Origin of the sequence: Halorubrum cibi, assembly GCF_900182635.1 — an archaeon.
Classification (GTDB): Archaea; Halobacteriota; Halobacteria; order Halobacteriales; family Haloferacaceae; genus Halorubrum; species Halorubrum cibi.
In genome coordinates this window covers 1-1,023 of record NZ_FXTD01000032.1, presented here as the reverse complement: position 1 = coordinate 1,023, position 1,023 = coordinate 1, and the positions used below count along the sequence as shown (strand labels likewise).

Annotated in this window: 1 protein-coding gene; it reads left to right on the top strand. The window is 59.3% G+C overall.

Annotation, left to right across the window (positions count from 1 at the left end):
• Positions 1-133 precede the first annotated feature (133 nt).
• On the top strand, positions 134-1,023 hold an 890-nt coding region (locus FN829_RS15705; protein WP_142987862.1), incomplete at its 3' end, for an arsenic resistance protein.

The window sequence follows — 1,023 nt, the reverse complement described above, 5'->3', positions numbered from 1 at the left end:
GACGTCCAGCTCGACGTGATCGCGGCCGAAGAGTAACCACTGCTGCCGACACACCAATTATGAACAACTATCCGCCTACGCACCGGTATCGCTCTACGGCCGACTCACCCAACACGACGGGGGTGACGGTGGCGTGAGCGGCGCCGCTCACGAGCACGGCCCGAACTGCGACTGTGAGTCCTGCGGGGATCCGCGGTCGATGGACTTCCTCGATAAGTACCTCACCGTCTGGATCTTCGGCGCGATGGGGATCGGGATCAGCCTCGGCTACGTTGCGCCGTCGGTGACCGGTCCGATTCAGGACCTCCATCTCGTGGAGATCGGCCTCGTGTTAATGATGTATCCACCACTCGCGAAGGTCAACTACGGGCAACTCCCCGCTGTCTTCAAGAACGTGAAGGTACTCGGGCTGAGCCTCGTCCAGAACTGGCTCATCGGTCCCACGCTAATGTTCGGGTTGGCGGTCATCTTCTTCAGCGGTCTCGTTCCTGGACTGCCTGCCCGACCTGAGTTCTTCCTCGGGCTGGTGTTCATCGGGATGGCCCGCTGTATCGCGATGGTACTGGTCTGGAACGAGTTCGCCGAGGGTTCGAACGAGTACGCCGCGGGGCTCGTCGCGTTCAATAGCGTCTTCCAGATCGTTACGTACGGCGTGTACATCTGGTTCTTCGCTCTATTTCTCCCCCCGATTCTGGGCATGGAATCGCTCGTTGCCGGAATTTCCGCATTCAATATTACACCGATACAGGTTTTCGAGGCGATCGCGATCTTCCTCGGGATCCCCTTCGCCGCCGGCATTCTCTCCCGATTCGTCGGCACGCGGGCGAAAGGTGTTGAATGGTACGAAGAGACGTTTGAACCCACGATCAGCCCGCTCACGCTGCTCGCGCTGCTCTTTACAGTGATCGTGATGTTCGCGATGCAGGGTGAGCGCATCGTCGCGCAGCCAAGTGACGTCCTACTCATCGCGGTGCCGCTGACGATCTATTTCGTTGTGATGTTCTTCGTCAGCTTCGGCATGGG